Source organism: Marinobacter arenosus (assembly GCF_019264345.1).
Lineage (GTDB): Bacteria > Pseudomonadota > Gammaproteobacteria > Pseudomonadales > Oleiphilaceae > Marinobacter > Marinobacter arenosus.
On sequence record NZ_JAHVAO010000001.1, the window covers coordinates 806,723 to 828,933 of the forward strand.

The 22,211-nt window shown below is 60.4% G+C and carries 16 protein-coding genes; 9 read left to right on the top strand and 7 right to left on the bottom strand.

Annotation, left to right across the window (positions count from 1 at the left end; genetic code table 11):
- Positions 1-10: 10 nt before the first annotated feature.
- A complete protein-coding gene (locus KXD86_RS03690) occupies positions 11-331 on the bottom strand; it encodes a TraR/DksA family transcriptional regulator (protein ID WP_218634729.1) in 321 nt (106 codons plus the stop codon).
- Between the two features lie 157 nt (positions 332-488).
- On the opposite strand from KXD86_RS03690, the gene KXD86_RS03695 reads away from it, so the two are divergent.
- The 3 genes from KXD86_RS03695 (at position 489) to KXD86_RS03705 (ending at position 4,188) form a co-directional block, all read left to right on the top strand.
- A complete protein-coding gene (locus KXD86_RS03695) occupies positions 489-848 on the top strand; it encodes a phasin family protein (RefSeq protein ID WP_218634730.1) in 360 nt (119 codons plus the stop codon).
- A gap of 75 nt (positions 849-923) precedes the next feature.
- Complete coding sequence (locus tag KXD86_RS03700) at positions 924-2,726, top strand: PHA/PHB synthase family protein (protein WP_218634731.1); 1,803 nt, start codon at positions 924-926, stop codon at positions 2,724-2,726.
- An 88-nt stretch (positions 2,727-2,814) separates the two neighbouring features.
- The gene (locus tag KXD86_RS03705) at positions 2,815-4,188 is read left to right on the top strand and encodes a sodium:solute symporter family transporter (RefSeq protein WP_218634732.1); all 1,374 of its coding nucleotides are present in this window, start codon (positions 2,815-2,817) and stop codon (positions 4,186-4,188) included.
- A 23-nt stretch (positions 4,189-4,211) separates the two neighbouring features.
- On the opposite strand, the gene KXD86_RS03710 is transcribed toward KXD86_RS03705, so the two are convergent.
- On the bottom strand, positions 4,212-6,359 hold the full coding sequence (locus KXD86_RS03710; RefSeq protein ID WP_218634733.1) for a methyl-accepting chemotaxis protein: 2,148 nt from the start codon (positions 6,357-6,359) through the stop codon (positions 4,212-4,214).
- 335 nt (positions 6,360-6,694) lie between these two features.
- On the opposite strand from KXD86_RS03710, the gene KXD86_RS03715 reads away from it, so the two are divergent.
- Together KXD86_RS03715 and malK are read left to right on the top strand one after the other, a co-directional pair.
- On the top strand, positions 6,695-8,350 hold the full coding sequence (locus tag KXD86_RS03715) for an alpha-glucosidase (protein ID WP_376770948.1): 1,656 nt from the start codon (positions 6,695-6,697) through the stop codon (positions 8,348-8,350).
- 32 nt (positions 8,351-8,382) lie between these two features.
- Entirely contained in the window at positions 8,383-9,498 is a 1,116-nt protein-coding gene (malK, locus tag KXD86_RS03720; RefSeq protein ID WP_218634734.1) for a maltose/maltodextrin ABC transporter ATP-binding protein MalK, read from the top strand.
- A gap of 61 nt (positions 9,499-9,559) precedes the next feature.
- Here the strand turns inward: malK and KXD86_RS03725 are convergent, their stop codons facing one another.
- Positions 9,560-10,684 (bottom strand): esterase/lipase family protein, encoded by a 1,125-nt coding sequence (locus KXD86_RS03725; RefSeq protein ID WP_218634735.1) that lies wholly within the window; start codon positions 10,682-10,684, stop codon positions 9,560-9,562.
- A gap of 339 nt (positions 10,685-11,023) precedes the next feature.
- On the opposite strand from KXD86_RS03725, the gene KXD86_RS03730 reads away from it, so the two are divergent.
- Positions 11,024-12,067 carry a hypothetical protein gene (locus KXD86_RS03730; protein WP_218634736.1) on the top strand — a complete coding sequence of 348 codons (1,044 nt, stop codon included), beginning with the start codon at positions 11,024-11,026 and terminating at the stop codon, positions 12,065-12,067.
- Positions 12,068-12,160: 93 nt separating this feature from the next.
- Here KXD86_RS03730 and malG read toward each other — a convergent pair whose 3' ends face one another.
- From malG to malE, 3 genes are all read right to left on the bottom strand, one after another.
- Positions 12,161-13,051 carry a maltose ABC transporter permease MalG gene (malG, locus tag KXD86_RS03735; RefSeq protein WP_218634737.1) on the bottom strand — a complete coding sequence of 297 codons (891 nt, stop codon included), beginning with the start codon at positions 13,049-13,051 and terminating at the stop codon, positions 12,161-12,163.
- A gap of 10 nt (positions 13,052-13,061) precedes the next feature.
- Positions 13,062-14,603, bottom strand: a complete 1,542-nt coding sequence (gene malF / locus KXD86_RS03740) for a maltose ABC transporter permease MalF (protein ID WP_218634738.1) — start codon at positions 14,601-14,603, stop codon at positions 13,062-13,064.
- A gap of 101 nt (positions 14,604-14,704) precedes the next feature.
- Entirely contained in the window at positions 14,705-15,904 is a 1,200-nt protein-coding gene (malE, locus tag KXD86_RS03745) for a maltose/maltodextrin ABC transporter substrate-binding protein MalE (RefSeq protein WP_218634739.1), read from the bottom strand.
- 262 nt (positions 15,905-16,166) lie between these two features.
- On the opposite strand from malE, the gene KXD86_RS03750 reads away from it, so the two are divergent.
- The 3 genes from KXD86_RS03750 (at position 16,167) to KXD86_RS03760 (ending at position 20,301) form a co-directional block, all read left to right on the top strand.
- Positions 16,167-17,987, top strand: a complete 1,821-nt coding sequence (locus KXD86_RS03750) for an alpha-amylase (RefSeq protein WP_218634740.1) — start codon at positions 16,167-16,169, stop codon at positions 17,985-17,987.
- Position 17,988: 1 nt separating this feature from the next.
- Positions 17,989-18,873, top strand: coding sequence for an aldo/keto reductase (locus tag KXD86_RS03755; protein ID WP_228739314.1), 885 nt, complete (start codon positions 17,989-17,991; stop codon positions 18,871-18,873).
- A gap of 177 nt (positions 18,874-19,050) precedes the next feature.
- A complete protein-coding gene (locus KXD86_RS03760; protein ID WP_218634741.1) occupies positions 19,051-20,301 on the top strand; it encodes an ABC transporter substrate-binding protein in 1,251 nt (416 codons plus the stop codon).
- Between the two features lie 87 nt (positions 20,302-20,388).
- On the opposite strand, the gene KXD86_RS03765 is transcribed toward KXD86_RS03760, so the two are convergent.
- Complete coding sequence (locus KXD86_RS03765; RefSeq protein WP_218634742.1) at positions 20,389-22,137, bottom strand: ABC transporter substrate-binding protein; 1,749 nt, start codon at positions 22,135-22,137, stop codon at positions 20,389-20,391.
- Positions 22,138-22,211 lie beyond the last annotated feature (74 nt).

The window sequence follows — 22,211 nt, forward strand, 5'->3', positions numbered from 1 at the left end:
GTGTCCGATGTCACTCACCGGCGCAGTCAACACACAGGGTGGTATAGGGCAGGACCTGTAAACGGCGGGGATCGATTGGCTCCCCACAGGATTCGCACTCATCTCCCAGCCCATTCTCGATGCGCTCCAGCGCCCGTTCGATCTGGGCCAGTTCCTCGCGGGTCTCGACCTCAAGCGAATCAACGACCTCATCATTCTGGGTCTGACTTGCCTGCTCCTCAAAATCCTTGTCCAGGGCTCCGCCTTCCCGGTGCTGGTGAGCTTCAAAACGGGACAAGCGGACCTTCAGGTCTGCCCGCAGGGTTTCAAGTTCTGCTTTCCGATTAGTCATCAGGCGCCTCCTGCCAACGGGGAAATCGGGCATTCAACCGTTAATGCCACACCCTAAAGCATAAGCCGAACACGGGCTTGACGCCTGTCAAATTTGTTCGCGGCGAGCTCGGGCAGAATAGCCACTCAACCGTTATGCCAACAAAGGAGTTGTCAGCATGAATAATGAGATGTTTGAAAAAGCCAGCCGCTTCAACGAAACCCTGATCGAGCAGTTCAGCAAAGCCGCGGAAATGCAGATGGATGCATTCCGACGCTACGCGGATGTCGCCACGGAACAGGCGAAGAAAGTCTCGGAAGTACGTGATCTCGAGGGACTGAAAACCCTGACCGGAGATCAGGCGGAGACCCTGAAATCCCTGAGCGAGCAGTTCACGGCCGACTGGAAAGCATGGCAGGACTATTTCACCGAGGCCCGGGAACAGATCCAGCAAGCCTTCGACACGCCAAAGGCCGAAACGGCCAAAGCCAAACCGGCGGCCTCCAAGTCCGGTTCCAGCGGCAAGACCGCGGCCTGACCCAGTGTTGAAAACGCAGCCGGTCCGGGGTTTGCCCGCTCCGGCTGTTCTGCCTTTGGTAATGAGAGGACTGCTATGTTCGGTCTGGATCTGCTCAGCAAAACCACCAGCCACCTGATCAACGGCTTTGAAACCAATTTTCGACAAGGCCAGCAACAGCTGGAGAAATGGCTCGGCGACAGCGGCGTGATGGACGACGCCTCACTTTCCACACTGACGGAAATGTCGGACGCCTACCGCACCATGGCCGAAGACCTCCTGCTGCATCCGCTGCGGTTCGCCAGTGCTGAGCTCGACCTTGGCCGCAAGCATCTCGCTTTGGGCTACTACACTCTGGCCCGCCTGGCCGGCAGGGAAAAGCAGCCGGTGATAGAGGCGGAGAAGGACGACCGCCGGTTCCAGGCCGACGACTGGCACAGGCATTTGCCCTTTGATGTCCTGCATCAGGCCTACCTGATCAATAGCCGCGCCTTTCTCAAGTGGGTAGAACAGATGGAAGGACTCCCCCCCAGTGGACGGGACCAGATGCTCTTCTACGCCCGCCAGCTCACCAGCGCGCTGTCCCCTTCGAACTACCCCGTCACCAATCCCGAAGTGCTCAAAATCACGTGGGAGCGCAAGGGCCTGAACCTCGTTGATGGTGGGCGCCAGCTGTTCGAGGACCTGCGCCAGAATCCGTCACTGTTCAATGTCGGGATGACCGACCGCTCGGCCTTTGAGGTGGGTCGGAATCTGGCAACGACACCGGGCAAGGTTGTCTACCAGAATGAGCTGATGCAGCTGATCCAGTACACGCCCGCAACAGAGACGGTGAGCAAACAGCCTCTGCTGATCGTGCCCCCATGGATCAACAAGTATTACATCCTCGACCTGACCGCCCGGAACTCGTTCATTCAGTGGCTGGTCAACCAGGGCCAGACGGTGTTTGTGATTTCATGGCGCAACCCCGGCCCGTCACTTCGGGACAAGGGCTGGGACGACTACATGCGACAGGGCCCACTGGAGGCCATGGCTGCGGTAACCGAGGCCACGGGCGAGGACCGTATGAATGCCATTGGTTACTGCGTCGGCGGAACCCTGCTCGGCTCGACACTGGCCTGGCTGAAAAAGAAGCGTCGGAACCCCATCATCAGCGCCACCTACTTCACCACACTTCTGGATTTCTCGGATCCGGGCGGGATCGGCGTTTTTATTAACGACCATTCGATCCGTGGAATCGAGCGGATGCTGGAGCGCAAAGGCTACCTGGATGGCCGGGCCATGGCCTTCACCTTCAATCTATTGCGGGAAAACGAGTTGTTCTGGTCATTCTGGACCAACCATTACCTGAAAGGTGAAAAGCCGGCGGCGTTCGACATCCTGTACTGGAACACCGACGGCACCAACCTTCCGGCCCGAATGCACAGCTTCTACCTGCGGGAGATGTACCTGAACAATCGCCTGATCGAGCCGGACTCCCTGACCCTGAATGGCGAATCGATCAACCTGCGGGAGATTGACGTCCCTTCCTTCTTCCTTTCCGCCCGACAGGATCATATCGCCAAATGGAAGGCCACCTACCGGGGCGCCCTGGTGCATGGCGGACAGGTTCGCTTCGTACTCTCCGGCTCCGGGCATATCGCCGGGGTCGTGAACCCGCCATACCGCGAGAAATACGGTTACTGGACCAACGACTCCCTGCCGGCCGATGCCGACACCTGGTTTGCCGGGGCAGACCACCACCCTGGTTCCTGGTGGCCGCACTGGTTCGAGTGGCTCGGTCAGCATGCCGGGGAGACGGTCCCCGCTCGGGTTCCGGGGGATGGAAATCTGGAGGTTCTTGAGGAGGCGCCCGGCAGTTACGTTCGGATAAAGGCCGCGGAAGCCGCCAAAACCTGACAGGTGGCATCACTCAGAGCACCCCAGGCTCGCCGCTGACAGCGGGATATGGCACTATTGCCTGCCCTGTGACCGGCGGAGATTTGGGATGCTCTATACCACCGTGGCAGCGCTGACCGCTGCGCTGCTCGTTTTTACCTGGCTGGGCCTGAGAGCCCGGCTCGCCGATGGCGGCCTGGACGACTACGTCACCGCACGCAATACCCAGGGTGCAAGGGCCCTGGGCCTGTCTTTCCTGGCGTCCGGCATGGGTGGCTGGATTCTGTTTGCGCCGCCCGAAGTCGGTGCCCTGGTCGGTCCCCTGGCGCTCGCAGGCTACGCCATCGGTGCGGCCCTGCCCTTCATCGTGTTCGCCTATTGCGGGCCCGCAATCCGGCGGCGACTGCCTGAAGGCCGCAGCATCGGGGAATTTGCCCAGGCTTGCTACGGCCGCGGCGTGCGCCACTATGTGTCTTTGATCTCCGTGTTGTACATGCTGTGTTTCCTGACCGCGGAATTGACCGCGATCGGGGCGATCACTTCCCTGCTTTCCGGCATCAACGGTAACCTTGTGGTGCTCGGTGTCGCGCTCGCCACCCTGATCTACACCGCCTGGGGCGGCCTGCGCGCCAGCATCGTGACCGACCAGTGGCAGGCCTTCCTGCTGATTGGGCTGCTGGCGATCGTCGGCTTCGTCGGGCTCGGCCAGCTCCCGGAGCTTTCAACAGCCAGATTGCCTGAGGTTCCTGCAACCAGTGCACTCAGCGTCGCGCTCACCCTCATCATTGCGGTGACCGCTGCCAACCTGTTCCACCAGGGCTACTGGCAACGGCTCTGGTCGGCGCGGGATACCGGCAGCCTGAGTCGGGGAGCGGCTCTGGGTGGACTGATCACGGTCATCGTTGTTGCGGTCGTCGGTGGTCTGGGCATCCTTGCCTCTCTCAGCGGTGCTGATCTCGGCAGCCCGCCGATCCCATTCTTTGCACTGCTGAGCGAGGCCCCAGCCTGGTTGACCCTCCCGGCCCTGATTCTCGCCATAACCCTGGTGGCGTCTTCGGTGGACACACTCCAGAACGCGCTGGCTTCGCTGGCGGTGACAGAAAAGCGCGGGCTGTCCATCACGTCCGCGCGCTGGGTTACGGTGGTATTGATGGTCCCCGTGGTGCTGGTAGCGCTGCAGGGCATTTCGGTGCTCAGACTGTTCCTGATTGCCGATCTGCTGTGTGCCACCGCAGTGCTGCCGGTGCTTATGGGGCTTTGGTCCCGGATGACCACGACAGCCGCCATATTCGGCGGCCTGGCGGGTCTTCTGGGTGCAGTGCTGCCGGGCTGGATTAGCGGAGGATCGATAATGGCAGGCCTGGAGGCCGCCAGCTTCCCGGGCAGTATTCCCACGCTCATGCCGTTTGTCGGTGCGCTCGCGGGTTCAGGCCTCGTCTGCCTCGCTGTCACCCTGGCCCGCCCGGCTTCCGGCCGGGCCTGAGGCGGCCACCACAGAGACGTGGTTCAGGCCACTTCCGCTGACACCTGGAACTGGCCGGTCAGCCGCTGCAACTTGTTGGCGGACGCCTGAGTACGCTCCGAGCTGAGCGTCAACTGCTCAATGACTCCGTTCATGACCGATGCGCTCTCGGCCACGCCCGACGTCTGGCTGCTCTGCTGACGGTTGGTGTCCTCAATACCGGAAATAGCGCGAAACAGTTTCTCCACCATATGATGGAGGGCAGAATTGTCGTCCGCCGCAGCTTCCGCCTTACGCAACCGCTCCTCCATTTCGGACATGCCCTCCTCCATGGTTACCACGGCCCTGCGGGTTTCCTCCTGGACGCCCGCAAGCCGTTCACCGATATCCTTCGTGGCCTGGGCAGTGCGGCTGGCCAACTGCCGTACCTCATCGGCAACCACCGCAAAGCCTCGGCCCGATTCCCCCGCCCTCGCCGCCTCGATGGCCGCATTCAGGGCCAGGAGATTGGTCTGGGCCGCAATATCGTTGATCACCAGCGCGGTCTTGCTGATTTCCTCGGTACGATCATTCGCCGCCCGGATACCTTCCGCCGACCGGTTGATCACGTCGCGAATGCTCTGAGTTTCCTGGCTGACCCGGGCGAACTGGGCCCGGGCCCGCTCCACCACATCTTCCATGCCGGAACGCATTTCCTGCGCGGTGGTGGACGCATTACGGATTTCATTCTCCTGCTCCGTTGCACCCCGCACCATATCGTCGATGTGCGTGAGGACCTCGCGGATTCGTTCGTCCGCGAGTCGGTTCTGGGTCATCAACTGGTCGCTGGCCTGGCGCGAATCCGTCGCGAGAGAGATCACCTGACCCACCATACCGTCCAGACTGTCGATAAAGCTGTTGATCCAACGCGCGAGATCGCCGGTTTCGTCCCGTCGCATATTGGACAGATCCATGCGTTGGCGCAGGTTACCCCCGCCCTCTGCGATGTTCCGAATCACGTCCGCCATCGCGCCCAGCTTTTCCGACAGGGGTTTGGCCGACGACACCCTGAACAGCAACACCATGGCCAAGGCTGCAAGGGCGTTTACCGCGCCTTCCAACCAGAGCGGCACACCGCTCCATGCGAGGGCGAAGTTGATGGCCCACAACAGCCCCATAAGCACGGCCAACCGGGCGGACAGGCGCCAGGAGATCGAGCGCCGCCGGTACACCTCTTCGAGATCACCCTCGCACATCATGCCCCAGCGGTCCGGTGAGCCCGGCATCTGGAACGTGACGCCTTTGCCGATGACGGGAATATGGCGGTAATCGGAATAACCCGGATACTTCACGTACAGGTTCTCGCCCCGGGCAATGGTTTCCCGAACGCCCGGATGCAGTTGCCCCGTGGCCGGATCGGTGAAGCGAATCTCGAATTCGGTGTGCTCGCGGACACCAACGGTCCCGAAACCGGTGCGAATGCCCTCCTTGAGGTTGTCACCATGGCTGAACGTGGCGTCCTCGAACCGAGACCGGGACAACGCCGTGCCGGCCAGAATCGTGTTGTCGAATCGGCTGTCGATCATGAACAGATAATTGTCACCGGATTCCTCGAACACGTGGCCGGCTTCCCGTTGAATCAGGTCGCTCATCACGTCGTTGGGGATTCGGGCGCAAACCGCTGCGGGCCGCCCGCTGTCCAGCATTACGGGCTGGTAGAACATCAGGGTGACGGCGTCGTGGAAGCGGGAGGTCGTTGGCCCCAGTTCCAGGGTAACGGGGTCTCGATAGGGGCCATGCAGGAGGCGTGAACGCACACCGGTCTCGACCGCCTTTCGCGGCAGGTCCCGTTTACCCCGGCGACCGGCGGCGGATGATTCGAGGATGACGCCGTCTTCATCCACAACAAACAGTTCAGAAATCTCCCGGAGCCTGCCTGAGGAGGCGTGCATCAACTCCGTGACGGCCGCCTCGTCCTGGCCTTCCAGTCGGGCCGCCAGGGACTCCAGGAAGGCCCACTTGTGGTCGGCCCATGCCATCAAGGCATCACGCCGCGTTCGGGCAATGCTTTCGAAAATCTGCTCATTGGTGTCGTACATTTTCCTGTTCAGGAAACAGGACCAGCCCATGGCGAGCTTGCCCGTCGAGCCCCAGGCCGGGAGCCAGCTCCGCTCCTCGCCGGTGAGTTTCATGGTGTCACTTTTCAGGGTCATTCACGCGTCCTCCAATCCGTACGCCAGGACTGCAAGGCACCAGGCCGGTGCAGTCAAACCGGAATCAGGGAACGTTTTGCAAGGTTCAGGCCGCATCGGCCAGTGACGGGGGAATCCCGCTGAACCCTGGCCGCAGTGTGGATTCCTGAGGCGAGCAGGCAGCATCGGAACGACGGCAGCGCACCACATCGAGCCAGACTGGGTAATCGCCGACCAAACAGGGCACCACCGCAGTGCATAAGAGGTATCTCCCCCCTCTACGCCCCTCTCCTCCCCCTGACTACGCCAACAAAAAGTCAGGCAGGAGGATGAACAGAATGTCCGGGCGTCCCACTATGAATCAGGATCTTTCACCACCGGAAAACAAGCGAGACAACATGACCAACAATCCGGACTGGTGGCGTGGCGCCGTCATTTACCAAGTTTATCCACGCAGCTTTTATGACTCCAACGGCGATGGGATTGGTGACCTGCCGGGTGTGACTGCCAAGCTTGACTACATTGCCAGCCTGAATGTGGATGCGATCTGGCTGTCCCCGTTTTTCACCTCGCCAATGAAAGACTTCGGCTACGACGTTTCCGATTACCGGGATGTGGACCCGATTTTCGGCACCCTGGCCGATTTTGACGAACTCATTTCCGAGGCCCACAAGCGGGGCCTCAAGATCATGATCGACCAGGTATTGAGTCATTCCTCCGATCAACACCCCTGGTTCGAAGAGAGCCGGGCCGATCGCACCAACCCGAGATCAGACTGGTATGTTTGGGCCGACCCAAAAGCCGATGGCACTCCGCCCAACAACTGGCTGTCGGTATTTGGCGGCTCGGCCTGGGCCTGGGACAGCCGGCGCAAGCAGTACTACCTGCACAACTTCCTGGCCAGCCAGCCTGACCTGAACTTCCACAACCGGGACGTTCAGGACCAGGTGCTGTCCGACGTCAAATTCTGGCTCGACCGCGGCGTGGACGGGTTCCGGCTGGATGCGATCAACTTCTGCTTCCACGACCCGAAGCTTCGCAACAACCCGGCGAGCAATGTGGTGGCCGAAGGGTCCATCGGCGTCCGGAAAGAGAACCCCTACGCCTACCAGCTTCACAAACACGACAAGACCCAGCCCGAGAACCTCGAGTTTCTGAAGCGCCTGCGGAGTCTTCTGGAACAGTACCCCGGCACCACCACGGTGGGCGAGATCGGCGATGACAACTCGCTGCAGACCATGGCGGACTACACCAGTGACGGCGACAAGCTGCACATGGCCTATTCCTTTGACCTGCTCACCGAAGAGCATGGCGCTGAATTCTTCCGCAAAACGGTCAGCACCATCGAGGACAAGCTCACCAACGGCTGGCCCTGCTGGGCTATTGGCAACCACGATGTCACCCGGGTTGCCAGCCGGTGGGGCGCGACTTCAGAGCGGCAACTGAAAGCCTACATGGCCATGCTGCTCACGCTCAGGGGGAGTGTCTGCATCTACCAGGGTGAGGAGTTGGGGCTGACCGAAGCCGAGCTGAACTATGACGATCTGGTGGACCCCTACGGCATCAATTTCTGGCCCGAGTACAAAGGCCGCGATGGCTGCCGGACGCCCATGGTCTGGCACCATGAGGCATCCCATGGTGGCTTCTCCGATGCACGGCCCTGGCTGCCGGTCTATGATGACCACTACAACGCGGCCGTGACAGTCCAGCACGACGAAGACCATTCGGTGCTCGCCGCGTACCGTTCGTTCCTGGGCTGGCGCAAGGATCGGGACACGCTGCTGAAAGGCGACATCGAGTTTCATGAGAGCCCGGAAGGCACCCTTGTCTTCACCCGTTCCCTTGATCGGGACACACTGATTATTGCCCTGAACCTCAGCAACAGGCGGACCCGTATTTCCATGCCAGGGGGGTGCGAGCCGGTTTCCGGGACACCGGAGTTTGTCGGCGGCCAATGGCAAGGCACGACCCTGAACCTGGAGCCCTGGGGCGTTGAAATAGCCAGGCTCTAAGATCATACCGACCCAACAAGAAGATACCAGTTATGGCCAGCGTCACGTTACGAAATATCTGCAAGAGTTTTGACGAAGCCCAGGTCACCCGGGATGTGAACCTGGATATTCAGGACGGAGAATTCGTTGTATTTGTCGGCCCCTCGGGTTGCGGCAAGTCCACCCTGCTGCGGATGATTGCCGGCCTGGAGGACATAACCTCCGGCGATCTGTACATCGGCAACAACCGGGTTAATGATCTGCCACCCAAGGAACGGGAAGTGGGGATGGTGTTCCAGTCCTATGCCCTCTACCCACATATGGATGTGGCCGAGAACATGGCCTTTGGCCTGAAACTCGCCAAGACCCAGAAATCTGAAATCGAGCGGCGCGTTAACGATGCAGCCACCTTGCTGCAACTGGACAAGCTGCTGGAGCGCAGGCCCAAAGACCTGTCCGGCGGCCAGCGCCAGCGCGTGGCCATCGGCCGTACCATCGTCCGGGAACCGGAGGTTTTCCTGTTCGACGAACCCCTGTCGAACCTCGACGCCTCACTTCGCGTGCAGATGCGCATCGAGATCTCGAAGCTGCATAAACGCCTTGGGGCAACGATGATCTATGTCACGCACGACCAGGTCGAGGCCATGACCATGGCCGACAAGATTGTCGCCCTCGACAGCGGTGCGATTGCCCAGATTGGCAAACCCATGGAGCTCTACCATTATCCGGCGACCCGTTTTGTTGCGGGCTTCATCGGCTCTCCCAAGATGAACTTTATTGACTGCTCCGTGGTAGCCGCCAACAGCCAGAGCGTGACTGTCGAGTTTCCCGGCAACCATCACCTGGAACTGCCCGTGAACGGCGGCAGTTTGTCCGTGGGTGAGCAGGTCACACTGGGGGTACGCCCGGAACATCTGACGGAAAATGCGGAAGCCGATATGTACCTGAAGGGCGAGGTACACGTGGTCGAACGTCTTGGATACCAGACACTGGTGCACCTGGAAGTCGAACATGTGGAGGGCGTGCTCACCATGCGCACCGATGGCGGAAACCCCGTCCAGGAAGGGACACCGGTAACACTTGGCCTCAATGCCAATAAATGCCACCTGTTCCGGCAGGATGGGACTGCCTGTCCGCGGCTGTACCAGGAACCCTGCGTGGACTTCTGATCCTGCCTCGCCGGGTCGGGCAATGATAACGATTGCCACGACCCGGTGGGAAAGTCGCTCCTCAGTCGCCGCGATCGGCGATGTAATCCGTAATGGCTGCGTAGAACTCCATTTCGTCGAACGTATCGGGGCCGACGCCAATCACGTCCAGGTGATCCTGGTTGATGACGTAGGCCGACGATGTCATCTGAGTGCTGTTGGGATGATTAATGTCGGAGACGTAACCCAGGTTGGTGCGCTCCCACACGTAATCCAGGCAACCCCAGCATTCGGCGTATTCCATCCGGTAGCCCTGCTGCTGACTGTTGATGCCAACGACGCCGTCATCGTCCCGTTCGTTAGGATTGCCATCGCCCTGGCCCGCGGCACCGTCGTTATTGCAGTCGTCGTAGCAGTAGCCGTCCCCATCGATGTTATAGATCAGCTCCGACACCAACCACAGCGCCGGATTCACGTTGCTGCCGCTTTGAGCGGTCATCAGCGAAACGGAGTTGGCGACATAACTGGTGCTCGACGGGTACTTCTGGTTAAACGCCTTCATCCCGGTGGTGACACCGTCATTTGGATCGTAATCGTCGTAAACCAGTTGCTTGGCGCCGGCGATCGCGTCGTTACCACTGCCGTAGACCACGTCACCAAAATAGTTGGCGAGCGTCTCCGTCACCGAATTGGCGTAGTAGTCCAGGACGTACTTTGCCACCGGTGACCCCCGGTGTGGCGAGGAGATACTCACGTGAGTTTCCACGACGCGGTATCCCTTGCGCTCGCGGAGCAGGCGGGCTGCCTTACGAGCGTCAATGCCACCCTGCGAGTGAGACACGATGTTAACCCGGCTGGCGCCGGAGGTTGCCATGTAGCTTTCGATGTTATTGGCGAGTTGGTACCCGCGAACTTCGGAGCTCTGGAAGGGCGTTACCGATGACACGAAACTGCGCTGATTGTCATTCACATCGCCGTTGCAGTTCGACTCAAACAGCTTATCGCAGGGATCAAGCACGAACGTGCCGTAGTCATCGCCCCAGTAGTCGTAGCCGAGAATGTCATCGAAACCGGCCATGCCGTGGGCAAACACGACCGGATACTGCGTCAGGTTTGCGTCGCGGGCCAGGGTGTGGGGCGAATTCACGATGCCAGCGGCGAAAAGCGCGATGGCACCCAGTTTTTTCAGGGTACTGACGTTCTTCATTATTGTTAGCCTCTTGTTTTTGTTGTGAGCCTAACCACGGTAAATGCTGTCTGGGGTCTGGCCTGTCGCCGACATCCCCACGGGCAGGTATCCCTATCCCTGTACTCAATCCCTGAATCCTCGCGGTGCGAACGGCAATCATCGCCGTCCAGACTACCGAGGCGTCCGCCACGTGCAGACCTTTCCTTTCTATCTGATATGCCCCGGCTTTGGTGTGACTGAAGTCACGCCATGGCAAGTTGGGCGACACAAAGCCCCGAATTCGGTTGGCATGATCGACCGGTCGCGGCAATCTAGTGCATCGCTATCTGATAAAAACAACAATCGAAGGTGCCCAACGTGAAACTGACCAAAACCCAGGGCCTCACCATTACCGGCCTCACCCTCAGCGTCGCCGCCTATGCCTGGATCACGGCAGGCACGGGAGCCTCCTCCGTGGCCCCGACACCTGAACATGCGCAAGCCGTTTCCACGGAACCGGCGGCCGATTCACCTCCGCCGGCGGTTGACGCGAACACGCCTCAGGTGACAGAAAACACCGAGCTGCAGCGGGTACGCGAGCAACTGCTATCGAAGTACGGCGCTCACCTGGACCAACCCAAGGCCCAGGTCCGCTTGCTCGAGGACATGATGCGCTACCTGGCGTCCATCGACCCGGCGCACTGGGAGGAAAATCTCCTGGCGTTGCTGCAGACGTGGTTCCCGGACCATCACGACGCGCTCCGGGAGCGGGTCACCGCCCTGCTTGCCTACCAGGACTTCATGGAGCAGGAACGGTATGCCTTGAGGGCAATGGCGCCGGGGGAGCGGCGGGATTTCATCTGGGCCAAACGCCAGGAACTGTTCGGGGCTGACGCCGAGCTGATCTGGCAGGCGGAACTGCAGAGTCAGGCATTGTCGCAATCGCTTCAAAGCATTGACTCCAATTCGGGGACGCCCCTCACCAAGGCCATGGCTTACACTCAGGCCATCGAACAGACCTACGGCGACCAGGCCAGCCGTGTTCTTGAAAGCCGTCGCCAGGAGCTGACCGACCGGTTTCTCACCCTGCCCTCCGTACAGTCTTCCCTGCATGAACAGCCGGCTCCGGAGCGCTACGCCACCCTGCGTGGCATTCGAGCCCAGTTGGGCATGGGCGACGAAGCCCTTGACCGCTGGGGAGATCTTGACCGGAGCCGGGACGAACGCTGGAGCAAGGGCGACCGTTACCAGTCCGAACGGAACGCCATTCTGGAGCAATACGAGCAAGGCCCTGAACGCCAGGAGGCGCTCAATGCGCTCACGGAAGAGGTGTTTGGAAAGGACATGGCGGAGGTTATCCGGTCCGAGGAAGCCGCCGGGTATTACCGTTTCGAAGAAGAACGGGTCTTTGGCCAGAACTGATCCGGTGCCAGGGTGGAACCCTGCGTGATCGTAAAAAGCCCGGCCAGTGGGGGGAAGGTTCATCTGGCCGGGTAAACCGTCACAGGTTGCGAATCATCCTTTGACGCCGCCGGCGGTCAGGCCGCCGACAATCCATTTCTGGCAGTACAGGAAAATCACGGTAATGGGTAAGCCTGAGAGCACCGCTGCGGCAGCGAAGTCACCCCACAGGTAATTCTGTTCGTACAGGTATTGTTGAGCGCCCACGGCCAGCGTCAGCTTGTCAGTATCGACCAGCAGTACCGAGGCCATCGGGTATTCCATGATGGTCATAATGAACGCCAGGATGAATACCACCACCAGAATCGGCACCGACAAAGGCAGCAGAATGTATCGGAACGCCTGCCAGGTGGTGGCACCGTCCACGATTGCCGCCTCCTCAAGGGAGCGATCAATGGAATCGAAATAGCCCTTGATGGTCCAGATATGCAATGCCATACCTCCGAGCGAGGCAACAATTACGGCACCGTGCGTGTTCAGCCCCAGCCAGCTCACGTGGTTGCCGATCTGGTCAAACAACGCGTAGAGCGCGACCAGTGACAGTACCGGCGGAAACATCTGGAAGATCAGCATGGACTTCAGCACCGCGCCTTTCCCGGCGAAGCGCATGCGAGCAAAGGCATAGGCGCTGGTGGTGGACAGCGCCAGGATCAGCACCGAAGAAACCACTGCAACCTTGATCGAATTCCACAGCCAGAGCAGGACCGGGAATGGCGGTTGCGTGGTGACGCCATCTTCCCCGGTGTAGGGAATACCCAGCGCCAGGTACCAGTGTTCCAGCGATGGATTTTCGGGCAGCAGGCTGCCCGAGGCAAAGTTGCCACTCCGAAAGGAGATCGAAATCACCATCAGCAGCGGAAACAGCACGATCGCGATAAAGGCCAACATCCCCAGGTGGGACGCCAACACGCGGTATTTCGTGGAGCGGGGTTGAACCATTGCCATGGGAAGCTCCTTACACCTTGATCTTGGACAGTTTGAGATTGATCAGCGACAGCGCGCCGACAACCAGGAAGATGGCGGTGGCAATGGCAGCCGCCAGCCCGAAGTTCTGCCCTGAATCCTGAAACGCAATCCGGTAGGTGTAGCTCACCAGCAGATCCGTGGTTCCGGCCGGAGTGCTCGCGCCAATAATGTCGGGCGCGCCGCCGGTTAACAGGGCAATCAGGACAAAATTGTTGAAATTGAACGCAAAACTGGCAATCAGCAACGGCATCAGCGGCTTGATGATCAGGGGCAGCGTGATATTGAACAGGTTACTGACCGGTCCGGCGCCGTCCATCGCCGACGCCTCGTACAGGTCCTTGGGAATGGCCTGCAGCAGCCCCATGCACAACAACATCATGTAGGGGTAGCCCAGCCAGGTATTGACGATCAGGATCATGGTGCGGGCCAGGGCCGGATCACTGAACCAGTCCGGACGCAGCCCGAACAGGCCCTCCAGAACCAAATTGATCTCCCCGAAGTTCTGATTGAACAGCCCCTTGAACACCAGGATCGAGATGAACGCCGGCACGGCATACGGCAGGATCAACATGGTGCGGTAAAAGGCCTTGCCGCGAATCTGCTCCCACTGCAGCAGGTTGGCCAGCAGCAACCCGAGCGCCAGGGTAAGCACGACCGTTGCCACCGCAAATGCCAGGGTCCAGACAAAGATCTGGAAGAACGGGCCGCGAATGGTCGGGTCGCTGACGACTTTCAGGTAGTTGTCCCAGCCGATGTTGACGGTCCAACCCGGAGACAGGGATGCACCCTCGGCTGAGCGGTAAAAACCGGTTTCATGATCCGGGTAATAGGTCGTTCCGGTCTGGTTGTCCGTCAGGCTGCCGTTCTCGTGCAGGGTGAACTGGGGATGAATGGCGGCGAACGAGCGCAGGCTTGCCTGGCTGAGTTCCCGACCGTCTTCGGTCACCAGGGTTACCTCGGAGAGCACCTCCCTGAGCTGGATAATGTCCCGGATTCCCAGTGGCTCGCCGGAGGGTTTGCCGGCCACTGGCAGAACCGGCGCCGAGGTTTCACCGGCCTCCAGATCCAGCGGCGCAGACGTCAGATTCTGGTGTTGGCCTTCCAGGTAGAGCACGTATCCAGCATCGGTCCGATAGAGCTGATAGTTGTATCGAACCGCTTCGGATTGGTAGGTCCGGCTGAGCAGGTTGTCTTGCACCTGCTCGAAACTCAGCAGGTTGCTGGCGCTGTAATTCGTGAAGCCAATACCGATCGTGTACATCAGCGGAAAGATCACAAAAAGCCCCATGCCAGCGATGGCCGGGAAGATATACCGGTGCGCATACAGCCTGCGATTGATGAACACCACCACGGCGGACGCCGTGAGCACCAGGAACAGCATGGCAAACACGAACTCACGCTGGGCGTAGAGGGCCAGGATCAGGTACAGCGCCATACCGACCAGGGCGGCCAGGGCGCCCCATTTCAGAAAGGCTCTGGTCATGGAGTGTCTGCTTTCGGTTCCGGGGTGGGATAGGGTTTCCGTTATCATTGTAGTCAGCCCGTAGGTTGCCGTCGCCCGATGGGCGACGGCAGATTCTCATCTGCGTGTACGTATACGGGGCCGGGCCAGTCAGACCCGCGCCACCGGGATCACCGGGTGATTCGCTGGGCCGCGGCGTCGAGTGCCTCGTCAACGGGTTGCCGGCCGGACGTGATGTTCTGCAGGGCCGGCCCCATGGACGACCAGAACGCTCCCATGGCGGGAACGCTGGGCATGGGTTCGCCCAACTGGGCATTTTCGAACGTTGCCCGGATATTGGGATCCGCCGACAGCTCGTCCATAAACGCCTTGTTCGCCACGGCGCCAAGGGGAACATCGCTGTTGACCATTTTCAGCCCCTTGACCGAGAGCGCATAGTTCTCCAGAAACTCAACGGCCAGGTCCTTGTTCGGGCTCGCGGCATTCAGGGTCGCCGCCATCACGCCGACCATCGGTTTGCTGGGCTGGCCATCCACCGTCGGCAACGTGGTGACGCCGAAATTGATGCCGCTTTTCTCCAGATTGCCCCAGGCCCAGGGACCATTGATCATCATGGCCGTCTCGCCCTTGTTGAAGCTGGATTCCATGGCACTGTAGTCGGCACCACGGGGCATCACCCCTTCTTCAATCAGCATCGACAGGGCCTTGGCACCTTTGATAGCGCCATCGGTGTTCACACCGGTGTCTTTCACGTCCACCCTACCGTCGTCACCCTCGGCGAAGATGTAACCGCCGGCGGCCGCCAGCATCGGCCAGGTGAAGTAGGTGTTGTTGTAGTCCCAAAGGATGGCGCGCTTGCCGTCCTGTGCGAGCTTGCTGTGCACAGCGGGAATGTCTTCAAATGCGGTTGGCGGCTCAGGCAGCAGGTCCTTGTTGTAGATCAGGCCAATGGACTCCACCGCCATCGGATAGCCGTATTTCTTACCGTCAACGGTGACCGCATCCCAGGTAAACTCGTAATTGGCGTCAACAACTTTCTGGGAGGGTTTAATCTCGGAAATGATGCCGCTTTGCGCCCACTCGCCAAAGCGATCATGGGCCCAGATGAAAATATCAGGACCATTACCCGTGGCGGCGGACTGCTGAAACTTGTCGGTTGCGCTGTCCGGGTGGGCAACTTCAACCGGAATACCGGTTTCTTCTGTAAACCAGTCGCCTACTTCCTGAAGGCCATCATAGCCCTTGTCTCCGTTAATCCAGACCACCAGTTTGCCTTCTTCGATTTCGGCATGGGCTGGCGCCGAGAGACCGAAGGTTGCGGCCATGACCGATGCGGCGAGAGTGCTGCGTATAAAGAGTCGACGATTCATCAGGTGTTTCCTCTGTGTGTTCTTGCCTTATTCTTGTTGTCCGGCCAGTCGCGAGGTTCTCGGGCCGGGCTTAACGCAAAGCTTTCTTTTGCGAGTGTCTGCACTCTGTTGCAATTCCGTGAAATTAGCATCCCCCCCGATTTCATTCCCCGAGGCGTAGCACGGGGGAGTAGAAAGGCGTAAAAATTCCGTCTACCACCCCGCCCCGGACTTTGCTTTGATGGCGTCGATAACAACCATAATCGCACCCGGAGCGTCCCTCATGAACCGCTGCACTCGTGCCCTGGCCCGATCTCCGTCATGCCGCGTCCCCGTCCTCCTTTTGGCCGGATGCCTGGCCACTGTCCACCCGCCGGCGACGGCAACGCCCGGCAGTGAGCCCCCTGACACGCCGTGCCAAACTCAAACCGGTACCGTCAGCATTCCCGTTGCAGGCACCTTTGACGACGGTGAAACGGTTCGTGATTTCTACAGCGGCACCACCGCCACGGTCCGCGATGGCTCCGTGCGGTTCAAACCAGATCCGCAGGCGGAGGGACTTGTTCTGCTGGAGTCGATCCGCGCCCCGGTGAACCGGTTCGAATGGGCCGGGGCCACCGTCTATTTTGCCGTCACCGACCGGTTTGCGAACGGCCGTGCCGACAACGACCGCAGCTATGGCCGTCAACCCGATGGCAAGGAGGAGATTGGCACCTTCCATGGTGGCGATTTTGCCGGTCTCACAGCCCGGCTCGACTATCTGGCGGAGCTTGGCGTCAACGCACTCTGGATTACCCCTCCGTTCGAGCAGATTCATGGCTGGGTCGGCGGTGGAGACCGCGGGGATTTCCGGCACTACGGTTACCACGGCTATTACACCCTGGACTTTACCGTACCGGACGCCAACTACGGCACCCGCTCGGAATTTCGTGCCCTGGTGAACCAGGCCCACCAACGGGGTATCCGGGTCATTATGGACGTGGTGATGAATCACCCGGGCTATAGTACCCTGCAGGACATGCAGACGTTCGGTTTCGGTTCCCTGTTCGACGGCTTTGAGAAGCACCTGCCGCCCCGATGGGGTGACTGGCAACCGGAATCCTGGGAAAACCAGCACGCGTACCACGCCTTGATTGACTACGACCACCCCGATTGGCGCCACTGGTGGGGCAAGGGCTGGGTTCGGGCCGGCATTGCCGATTACGACACGCCGCCCAGTGCCGCGGTGGATCCTCAACGAGGTTCCCTGGCGTTCCTTCCGGACTTCAAGACGGAGACGGACGAACCCGTTGAATTGCCCGACTTCCTCCGGACCAAGGCCAGCAGCCGGGCGGTCCCGCTCGACCAAGCCTCGGTCCGGGATCACCTGATCACCTGGCTCACGAGCTGGGTGCGTGATTTCGGCGTCGACGGGTTCCGGGTCGATACCGCCAAGCACGTCGAACCGGTTGCCTGGGCAGAGCTCAAGGCGCGCGCCCAGGAAGCACTGGACGACTACCGCGCGCGCCATCCGGAATCCTCGCTGCCGGGACATGATTTCTGGATGGTGGCGGAGGTATTTCCTCATTCCGTGCGCCGGAGCAGCTACTTCGATGCCGGTTTCGATGCGGTGATCAATTTCGATCTGCAAGCGGAAGCCCACGCCGGCGCGAGGTGTCTGACGGCCATGGAACCGGTGTATCAAGAGTACGCCGACACACTGAACGGCGGCACGCCATTCAACGTCATGAGCTACCTGTCGTCCCACGATACTACCCTGTTCAGCCGAATGGCGGGCAACGACCCCGTGCTCCAGAAACGTGCCGCGGCGGCGCTGTTACTGACCCCGGGGACCGTCCAGATTTTCTACGGTGACGAAACCGGTCGCCCGTTTGGACCTACCGGCTCCGACCCCCATCAGGGGACCCGTTCGGATATGAACTGGGCGGACCTTAACGCCCCGGACGTCGCGGCCGTCCTGAGTCACTGGCAGAAACTGGGGCAGTTCCGGGCACGCCATCCCGCCATCGGTGCCGGATCCCACACCCTCATCAGCCATCAACCGTATGTTTTCTCACGACGCCTTGGGGATGACCGCGTCGTGGTAGCCTTTGCGAGGAAATAGTATGCCGACATCAACACCGTTTCCGGCTTCCGAGCCCCCACTGATCCTGGGCATGATGCGATTGCTGGACCACCCGGATCTGTGCCAACCACAGGCCCTGGCGCGGTGGATCCGGGCCCGGATTGATGAGGGCCTGTCAGTGTTCGACCACGCCGATATCTACGGCGATGGTCAATGCGAACGGATCTTCGGTGAAGCCCTGGCCTCGGATCCGGGGCTTCAAAGGGAGATCCGGGTCATCACCAAGGCCGGAATTGTGCCCGCCCATCTGGACGCCAGCCGCTGGGGCACCAAACACTATCGCGCAGAGGCCCACTACCTGACCGACGCCATCGACAGCGCGCTGAGTCGCCTTCAAGTCGAACAGATCGATACCTTCCTGATTCATCGCCCCGATCCGCTGATGGCGGCGGATCGCGTTGCCCAGGCGCTTGAACGGGCGGTTGCCGCAGGCAAGGTCCGACAGATCGGCGTCTCCAATTTTCTGCCCGACCAATGGCGCTGGCTCCAGCGTCATACCAATCTTCCACTGATCTGCAACCAGTGTGAGTTGTCGCTGGCTCACACCGCTCCCCTGTTCGATGGCACGCTGGAAGCCCATCTCGCGGACAACCTGCGCTGGCTGGCGTGGTCCCCCCTGGGCGGCGGCGCACTGGGACAGGCCATCCCCGACACCCTGATGAAGGCGGCCGGGCAGGAAACGGGGTTGTGCGAAACCGGTCTGGCCATCGCCTGGTTACGCCAGCTTCCCGGTCGACCGGTCCCGGTGCTCGGCTCGCTGCGGGCGGCACGGATTCAGGGGGCACTGGAGGGGGCTCGGAAGGATCTGCCTCGACCGCTCTGGTACGCCTTGCTCGAGGCCGTTCGCGACCAGGCAGTTCCCTGAAACAGCGAGGAAATCGGCAACCTTCCGGGCCGTACAAATTGTTACCAAATCTTCCACCTAAGTCCCATTGTTGGCTCGTTGGCCAGCACTGACACTTACCGCCGGTTAACAATTAAACAAAAAAGAACCCGCCGTTCTTTGCCCTCTCCCGGAACGGCATGCCGGAGGTTGACATCAATGACGCTCAGAAAAGCTCTCTTTTCTGTCTGCCTGCTGTTGCTCGCAAGTGCCACAGTATCCGCAGAAACCCTCAGGATCGGATTGAACTACCCGCAGACCGGGCGCTACAAGGACCAGGGGCTGCAACAACGACTCGGCACCTTCCTCGCCGTGGACGAAATCAACAAGGCCGGCGGCGTCCTTGGTCGGCAGCTGGAGCTGGTTATCCGCAACACACGCGGAGAACCGGCCCAGGGGGCAAAGAACACCGCTGAGCTGATCGACAGAGAAGGTGCTGAGATGGTCTTTGGCGGCGTTTCCAGCGCCGTGGCCATCGCTTCCGGCAAGGCTGCCCGGGAACGGGACCGGCTCTACTTCGGTACCCTGACCTATTCCAACGCGACGACCGGCAGCGAAGGCCATAGCCACATGTTCCGGGAGCCCTACAACGCCTGGATGACCGCCAAGGCCCTGAGTCAGTACCTCAAGCGCAACCACGCCGGCGAGAAGTATTTCTACATTACCGCCGACTACACCTGGGGCTGGTCCGTTGAAGAATCGGTGCGCAAATTCTCGGAGACAGAGAACACCAGCGATCACCCGGGTGTGAAAACGCCTTTCCCACGGGCGCTGATCAATGATTTCCGCGAGGCGCTGGAAAAAGCCGCCGCCAGCGATGCCAAGGTACTCATGCTGGTGCTGTTCGGCGACGACATGGTTCGCGCCCTGAATGTCGCCTACGAGATGGGGCTGAAGGACAAAGTCCAGATCGTAGTACCGAACCTTACCCTCGGCATGGCCCGCCAGGTCGGCCCGACCATCATGGAAGGCATTGTGGGCGGGGCACCCTGGGTATGGAATGCGCCGTATGAGAAGAATTACCCGAGGGGCAAGGAATTCGTGGAGGCCTTCTCGAATCGCTATGAAATGCGGCCCTCCTCGGCTGCGGCGTCTGCCTACAGCATCGTGTACCAGTACAAGGAAGCCGTCGAACGCGCCGGCACCACCAACACGGCCAAGGTCCGGGCGGCCCTGGAGGGACACCGCTACACCTTCCTGAAGGACGAGCAGCACTGGCGTGACTTCGACCACCAGAACGAACAGACCGTCTATGTGGTCAAGGTCAAACCCCGCGACACCGTCGTGTCGGACAAATACAGTTCCGATTACTTCAGCATCATTGATTCCATGCCGGGCAGTGAGGCAACCCAGACGCGCGCCGAGTGGGAGGCACGACGAGCCCAGGCCGGCAAACCCATCACACTCTGAGGCCGGGGACCAGTTCGGTCCCGGAGAGGAAGGCTGGCCCGCCGCCCGTCCATCTCCGACAGGCGGCGGGCCGACACAGCACGGGTATCAGCTCTGGCGAGCGTCTTCCCAGGTCTTCAGGAGTTCCTGGTAGGGAACCGTTTTGCCTTGCGGTTTTTCGTTCGACAGCTTGGCTTTCGGCGCTCCCGGCTGATCCAGCCAGTACTGCGGATCGCGGGGCTCATTCAGTTTCGGACCACATGTGGCCATGACATTCGCCCGCTCCAGACGCTCCATGACACGATCCTGGGCCTTGGCCAATCCGTCCAGGGCTTCCTGGGGGGTAGCCTCACCACTGGCGGCCTGGGCAATATACTGCCACCAAAGCTGGGCCAGCTTCGGATAATCAGGGACGTTGGTGCCGGTTGGCGACCACTGGACCCGCGCCGGGCTTCGATAGAACTCCACCAGACCACCAAGCTTTGGCGCGGCTTCGGTCATCGCCTCGGAGTTGATGTCCGATTCGCGGATCGGAGTCAGGCCCGCCAGGGTCTTTTCCAGAGAAACGGTTTTCGCCACGGTGAACTGGGCGTACAGCCAGGCGGCCAGACGACGCTTCTCCGGCGTTGAATCGAAGAAGGTCCAGGAACCCACGTCCTGATAGCCCAGCTTCATGCCCTCTTCCCAGTACGGACCACGGGGAGAAGGCGCCATGCGCCATTTCGGCGTGCCATCGTCGTTCACTACCGGCAGACCGTCCTTGACCATGCTGGCGGTGAAAGCCGTGTACCAGAAAATCTGTTGGGCCACGTTGCCCTGGGCCGGGACCGGACCGGCTTCCGAGAAGGTCATGCCCTGGGCCTCGGGCGGTGCGTACTTGTCGAGCCAATCGACGTACTTGGTGGTCGCATAGACAGCGGCCGGTCCGTTGGTAGCGCCGCCGCGGCTGACGCTGGAGCCCACGGGGTGGCACTCATCCACGCGAATGCCCCATTCGTCCACGGGCAGCCCGTTCGGGAGGCCCTTATCGCCGGCGCCAGCCATGGAGAACCAGGCATCGGTGAAGCGCCAGCCCAGTGACGGATCTTTCTTGCCGTAATCCATGTGGCCGTAGACACGCTCCCCGTCGATCTCCTTGACGTGCACCGAGAAGAATTCGGCGATGTCCTCGTACGCGGACCAGTTGACGGGCACGCCCAGATCGTAACCGTAGATCTCCTTGAACTGGGTCTTGAGATCGTCGCGCTCAAACCAGTCGGCCCGGAACCAATACAGGTTGGCGAACTGCTGATCCGGCAACTGGTAAAGCTTGCCGTCCGGAGCGGTCACGAAATCCAGTCCGATGAAATCGTCCAGATCGAGGGTTGGCAGGGTCAGGTCCTTACCGGGACCATTCATGATGTCCTCAACCGGGACCACCTTGCCATAGCGGAAGTGGGTACCGATCAGGTCCGAATCGTTCACGTAGGCATCGTAGATGTTACGACCAGACTGCATCTGGGTCTGCAGCTTTTCGATTACGTCCCCTTCCTGGATCAGGGTATGGGTGAGCTTGATGCCGGTGATGTCGGTAAACGCCTTGGCGAGCACACTGGATTCATATTCGTGGGTCGCGATGGTTTCCGAGACCACGTTGATTTCCATGCCCCGGAACGGCTCGGCGGCCTTGGCAAACCACGCCAATTCCTCAAGCTGTTCTTCCCGGGTCAGGGTCGAGTTTTTGAAGGCATCATCCACCCACTTCTCGGCCGCGTCCGAATACTGGTCAGCGCTGACCGGCAGGCTCATCCCCAACCCTGCAGCACCGATGGCAGCACTGAGAAGAAGGGTCTTCGGATAGTTGTTGTTCTTGAACATATCCTACCTCGTTCGTCTTGTTTTGAATGGAACGAAACAGTCACTATTCCGTTTCCCTGTGCATAGCGTCTCTA